Raw genomic sequence first — 5139 nt, 5'->3', positions numbered from 1 at the left:
TCAAGTCGACGGAAAGAATCCCGAGAGCGACGGATAAAATGCCAAGAGTGACGGATAGGCTTATCGAAGCGACGGATAAAACCGCAAGTGACGGATAGAATTATCAAAGCGACGGAAAGAATCCCGAGAGCGACGGATAAAATGCCCAGAGTGAAGGATAGGCTTATCGAAGTGATGGATAAAACCACCAGAACTTCGCAAATGACGGCTCATCACCAATATAAAACAAAAGGTAAGGGCTGTTTTCCAACTACCCTTACCAATTATGAATATGGAGATTAGGCTCCATTCTATTTTTGTAGTAATTCTACAGCAATATCAGGTCGGTCTGTAACTATACCTTTTGCACCATTGCGAATTAACTTATTCATTGTTGCCGCGTCATTGATTGTCCAATAGTGAACAGGTATGTTTAAGTTGCTTAAAAACTGAATAAACTTTGGAGAATCTAGTGCAATTACTCCTGATTTCGGTGGTATTTGGAATACATCTACCTTTGGGTGATATAAATGTCCAAATTGGCTTGAGAAAGAAGCGAATGCTTTACGAACATCTGATTCACCTGCACCGAGTGCTACTTGATTTTGTGCATAAAGATTAAAGCGATCTATCTGTTCGCCATAAAAACTTGTGACAACTACTCGATCTTCTGCACCAAGTTCTTCAATTAAACGCCATAATTTAGAAGGCATTAAACTCCCTTCATACGTATCTGGTGCATCTTTAATATCAATATTTATCAGCATATTTGGATAAGTTTCTATTAGTTCACGTAATGTTACAACGTCTATTTTTTCATTTCGATAAGGAAATTCCCCATCCAAATCTTCAAATTGATAACCGTGGTTTAATGCATTTATTTCTGCTAAAGTCATGTCTGCAACAAGACCATAGCCATCTGTCGTACGCTCAACAGTATCATCATGGAAAACGATAATTTCCTCATCTTTAGTTAAGCGAATGTCTATTTCAAAGCCGTCAACACTTAACTGTGCGGCTTTTTCAAAAGCAGGCATTGTATGCTCAGGTGCTAATTTGGCACCGCCGCGATGTGCAAGAATAACTGGATGATCGAACTGTAATGCTTGTTTACTTTCTCGTTGTTGAGGTTTAGAAATAGCTTTACTACCTGCCCAAGCCGCTGCACTTGCCGCTGCAATTGCAAGAGCAATCTTTGTTTTCTTACCCATATTCGTCCTCCTTAACAATTAAAATGATATAAAAAGTACTGGCCAATTCACTTATGGATTTTCAGTGAACAAAACAAAATCAGTGAAGTTCTAACTAGTTTCTTATTTTCTTACTTAAGTGAATGTAAAACTCTTAATCAACGTTGTATGCTTTTTCATTATAACGGAAAAATGAGCGTTCTGTCAGCTAAACTCTGTTGCTATCATTTTCCGGTCTATGGTATTCTTTTATGTAAGAAATGAGGGGAATACTATATGAACGAACGACAAGGGCTAATCGTTTACGTCCATCAATTAAAACATGCGAAGTCTCTTCGGAAATATGGTCATGTTCTTTATATTTCTCGGAGGCAAAAATATGTAGTGCTTTATTGCGAGCGAGAGGAAATTGAAACATTGACAACAAAACTACAACGCCTTCCATTCGTGAAAGACGTTGTGAAGTCTTATCGTCCATTCGTTAAAACTGAATTTGAAAATGCAAAACCAGATAAAGCGAAGGAATATGACTATAAGGTAGGACTATAATATTACGTTAATGCTGGAATGTAGTGATGAAGTCTCATTATACCGATTAAGTATTGATAAAATAGTTTTGATTCCGAAAATATAGATGAGTGCTTTATTTCTACAACAACCGCTTTTCGATCTAGTTGTTTAATACTTTCTTCGAACATTTTTTGTCGCTTTGAAGGCTGCTCCTCATTAAAAGGGATGCCTTCTCGACAAATATAAATCGGCAAGAATTTACTGTCACCGACTGGCTTTAAAGCGACTGCTAAAGAGGTAACCTTTTTTTCTTCTTTAGTGGAAGTTAGTATAAAGGCTTGGTGGAAGCGCTCTTGATTGGTTCTCACTATTTCAAGTAGCTCATAAACATCACCATAGCCCTCACCTAATTCTATAAATTGTTGTGGCATAAAAATTGCACATCCTTTCCAATACACATAGTATCATGCTGCGGGAGGTCAAGCACATGAAATTTGCAATGAGTTTTTTTTCTGTTCTAGCACTAATCATTATCGGAACGTTATTTTTCCAGTACAATGCTTATTCATCTGACTTAGAAACAGGGAATGGCGAATTCCATTATTCACAAGAGATAGAAATAGTCTATCGGGAAAATAGCTTGGATATTCGCCAACATTTTAAAAATTTGCCCAACCAAAAGGTGGATATAAAATGGCCTGAAAAAGCTGTAAATCCTAGTTGCTTTATCGAAAACGAAAAAAGTTGTGGCCGCTTATCAGATGAAGTCTCATACTTTAAAAAAGGAGAGACTAAATCGCAATCTGTTTCATACATAATTCCGATTGAAGGTGGCTTAAAAGATAAAATGCTTATCCAAAATGTTTTCGCTACATTAACGAATGGTGAAGCATCTTATTCTATTGTACATATTTCAACTGATAGCAAAATTAATGGTCAGTGGATAACTGGCTTGCCTTTAGTAGGTCAGCAACAACTATCACTTGTTAACTATACAATGTTTAGTGGGAGTGGTACAGTTCGAGATATTTATTGGCAAACCGGCAATCTAAAGGTACAGGAGCAAACCCCTGTGTTATCTATTTATGCCTCGGGAGCTATTTCAAAGGATTTCTTAACATCATTAGAAAATTTACAGTTTTTGAATGATGAACATATAGCTATCATTCAAGAGAAGAGTCCAGTGAAAGAACATGATGATCGACTTTTATTTTTACCCGAGTTAACTGAACAAGCTGTTGAGCAAGAAGTTATAATGTCACAAATAAAGTCACAATATAAGTTTAAAGATTCACCAACATGGTTGCCGGAAGTTTTGGCATCCTATTTAGTGAAGGATTCAATTGGTTCAGATAAAACAAAGGACATCGTGAAGACGTTAAAAGAATATATGACAGCTGATCAAGAGGCGGCATGGCAGAAGGCTCTGAAAGAACTTGGAGAAGAGCCGGTTTCTCCTGATACAATGGATAAGCTTTTATCAGAGGTTTTAGAGGCAAAAACGTCTTATTTTAAGTTGAATGCAGCCCAAGAAAATGGCACATATCCACTATTATTTGAGGATAATCGAAGCGTTTACGTTAATGACGTTTTGAAAGAAGATGTTCATGTTATTCTCCGTGAAGGACAAGTATTATATAGTGCTGATACATTGTTGCCATATCTAGGTTATACTGCTGGTGAAGGTGAAAATGGATATTATGTAAATAATGATAATCGCACTTTCCGATTCCCGAATGAACCTGGTTTTTATGTATTCAATCAACGTAGATATTCTACTATTTCAGAACCGATTATTAAAATTGCCGATCATTATTATGTTGAAGAAGCTTGGCTACAACGATTATTTTTAGTAGAATTACAAAAAAGTGATGATAGCATCCAAATTTTAACACAAGAACAACAAGAATAAATTTTTGCAGCGGAGGTTTGACTTTCGCTGCAAAAATATTTTTATCTAAAGCTTTCGGTGGATGTCGCGGATTTTGAATTGTGGAAGTACAATTAAAAATCTAAACGCACGCAAAGGCGAAATTAATAGATGGAATAAGGAAAGTATGGTGATTTGCATATATGAGAGTTGTAGCAGGAGAACGTAAAGGGATGCCGTTAAAGGCGATTGCAGGGAACACGACGAGACCTACAACAGATAAAGTAAAGGAATCCATTTTTAATATTATTGGTCCATTCTTTGACGGAGGTATTGCGCTCGATTTATTTGCAGGAAGCGGTGGCTTAGGCATCGAATCTTTAAGTAGAGGGGCTGAGCATGCCGTTTTTATTGAAAAGGATGCAAAGGCGTTCCAAGTACTACAGGAAAACATAAAAAAATGTCGTTACGAGGATTGTTCTGAGCTCTTTCGCATAGATGCGAAGCGTGCTGTGAAAGCGTTATTAAAACGTGATATTACGTTTAAATTAGTATTTCTAGATCCACCATACCATCACAAAGAATATTATGACTTAGTACAAATACTTGTCGACAATAATAAGATTCAACATGATGGCATCATTTTATGTGAGCATGCAAAAGAAGTAGAATTACCGCAAAGGTTTGGAGACTTTGTATTAAAAAGACAAGAAACATATGGTGGAACGATTATATCCGTTTATCTTCATTCGTTGGGTGTCCCAATGCCCACTGAATAGAGGAACTCAGGCTAAGAACTTCACATCCTGTGAAAATGCCAGAGTGGCCAACATCATGCTATCAAGGTGAAATTGATCGTTATGCAAAGAAAGAGGGAGAATAAGTTGTCAGAGAAAATTGCTGTAGTTCCTGGAAGTTTTGATCCGGTGACATTTGGTCATTTAGATATCATTAAACGTGCGGCGGATGTATTTGACACAGTCTATGTTGCTGTTTTAAATAATTCATCAAAGCGGCCATTATTTTCAGTAGAAGAGCGCATGGCTTTAATGGCTGAAGTAACTAAAACATTGCCTAATGTACGTATTGAAAGTTCATCTGGACTGCTAATAGACTATGCTAAGGAAAAAAAAGCAAAGGCAATTGTCCGTGGTTTACGTGCTGTTTCAGATTTTGAATACGAAATGCAAATTACATCGATGAACCGTTTTCTTGATGAAACCATCGAAACGTTTTTCATTATGACAAAAAATCAATATTCATTCTTAAGCTCAAGCATCGTCAAAGAGGTTGCGAAATATGGTGGTGATGTCAATGAGCTTGTTCCTACTTGTGTTGTAGCAGCCTTAAAAGAAAAGTATGATTTTACTAAATAAAATACAAAGAGGATGTCTTATTGAAGGCATCCTTTTTTATATGTAGCTGGATATAACAATTATCATTTCAGGTGTGTTGATTAACCATTTTTGACCTCTCTGATTAATTAGAAGGCTCTGATTTCCTCTATACGGCTACTCGCTTTGTTGCTGCCGCTCCGCTTTCGCACAGATAAAACATTTGCCGCTGTCGCTTCGCTTTCGCACAGATAAA

The 5139-nt window shown here is 36.8% G+C and carries 7 protein-coding genes; 4 read left to right on the top strand and 3 right to left on the bottom strand.

Annotated elements, in window-relative coordinates; translation table 11 throughout:
- Together QRN68_RS11225 and QRN68_RS11220 are read right to left on the bottom strand one after the other, a co-directional pair.
- Positions 1 to 188, bottom strand: a 188-nt coding sequence (locus QRN68_RS11225) for a hypothetical protein (protein ID WP_285396972.1), incomplete at its 3' end; no start/stop codon positions are given.
- A gap of 102 nt (positions 189 to 290) precedes the next feature.
- Entirely contained in the window at positions 291 to 1190 is a 900-nt protein-coding gene (locus QRN68_RS11220; RefSeq protein ID WP_285396971.1) for a glycerophosphodiester phosphodiesterase family protein, read from the bottom strand.
- Positions 1191 to 1445: 255 nt separating this feature from the next.
- Between QRN68_RS11220 and QRN68_RS11215 the strand changes: the two genes are divergently transcribed.
- Positions 1446 to 1718, top strand: a complete 273-nt coding sequence (locus QRN68_RS11215) for a YlbG family protein (RefSeq protein ID WP_285396970.1) — start codon at positions 1446 to 1448, stop codon at positions 1716 to 1718.
- Between the two features lie 2 nt (positions 1719 to 1720).
- Here the strand turns inward: QRN68_RS11215 and QRN68_RS11210 are convergent, their stop codons facing one another.
- On the bottom strand, positions 1721 to 2110 hold the full coding sequence (locus tag QRN68_RS11210; RefSeq protein WP_285396969.1) for a DUF7147 family protein: 390 nt from the start codon (positions 2108 to 2110) through the stop codon (positions 1721 to 1723).
- A 56-nt stretch (positions 2111 to 2166) separates the two neighbouring features.
- On the opposite strand from QRN68_RS11210, the gene QRN68_RS11205 reads away from it, so the two are divergent.
- The 3 genes from QRN68_RS11205 (at position 2167) to coaD (ending at position 4925) form a co-directional block, all read left to right on the top strand.
- Positions 2167 to 3591 (top strand): RNA polymerase II, encoded by a 1425-nt coding sequence (locus tag QRN68_RS11205; RefSeq protein ID WP_285396968.1) that lies wholly within the window; start codon positions 2167 to 2169, stop codon positions 3589 to 3591.
- A 161-nt stretch (positions 3592 to 3752) separates the two neighbouring features.
- Positions 3753 to 4328, top strand: a complete 576-nt coding sequence (rsmD, locus tag QRN68_RS11200) for a 16S rRNA (guanine(966)-N(2))-methyltransferase RsmD (RefSeq protein WP_285396967.1) — start codon at positions 3753 to 3755, stop codon at positions 4326 to 4328.
- A 105-nt stretch (positions 4329 to 4433) separates the two neighbouring features.
- Positions 4434 to 4925 (top strand): pantetheine-phosphate adenylyltransferase, encoded by a 492-nt coding sequence (coaD, locus tag QRN68_RS11195; protein ID WP_285396966.1) that lies wholly within the window; start codon positions 4434 to 4436, stop codon positions 4923 to 4925.
- Positions 4926 to 5139 lie beyond the last annotated feature (214 nt).

The organism is Lysinibacillus sp. fls2-241-R2A-57 (assembly GCF_030209535.1).
In the GTDB taxonomy this organism is placed as follows: Bacteria; Bacillota; Bacilli; order Bacillales_A; family Planococcaceae; genus Lysinibacillus.
The sequence above is the reverse complement of the archived record's forward strand: the minus strand, read 5'-3'. Positions and strand labels throughout refer to the sequence as shown.

What these genes read in the sequence shown, in the direction of transcription:
- QRN68_RS11220 (WP_285396971.1), bottom strand. Translation starts at nt 1,190, where the DNA reads ATGGGTAAGAAAACAAAGATTGCTCTTGCAATTGCAGCGGCAAGTGCA.
- QRN68_RS11215 (WP_285396970.1), top strand. Translation starts at nt 1,446, where the DNA reads ATGAACGAACGACAAGGGCTAATCGTTTACGTCCATCAATTAAAACAT.
- QRN68_RS11210 (WP_285396969.1), bottom strand. Translation starts at nt 2,110, where the DNA reads ATGCCACAACAATTTATAGAATTAGGTGAGGGCTATGGTGATGTTTAT.
- QRN68_RS11205 (WP_285396968.1), top strand. Translation starts at nt 2,167, where the DNA reads ATGAAATTTGCAATGAGTTTTTTTTCTGTTCTAGCACTAATCATTATC.
- rsmD (WP_285396967.1), top strand. Translation starts at nt 3,753, where the DNA reads ATGAGAGTTGTAGCAGGAGAACGTAAAGGGATGCCGTTAAAGGCGATT.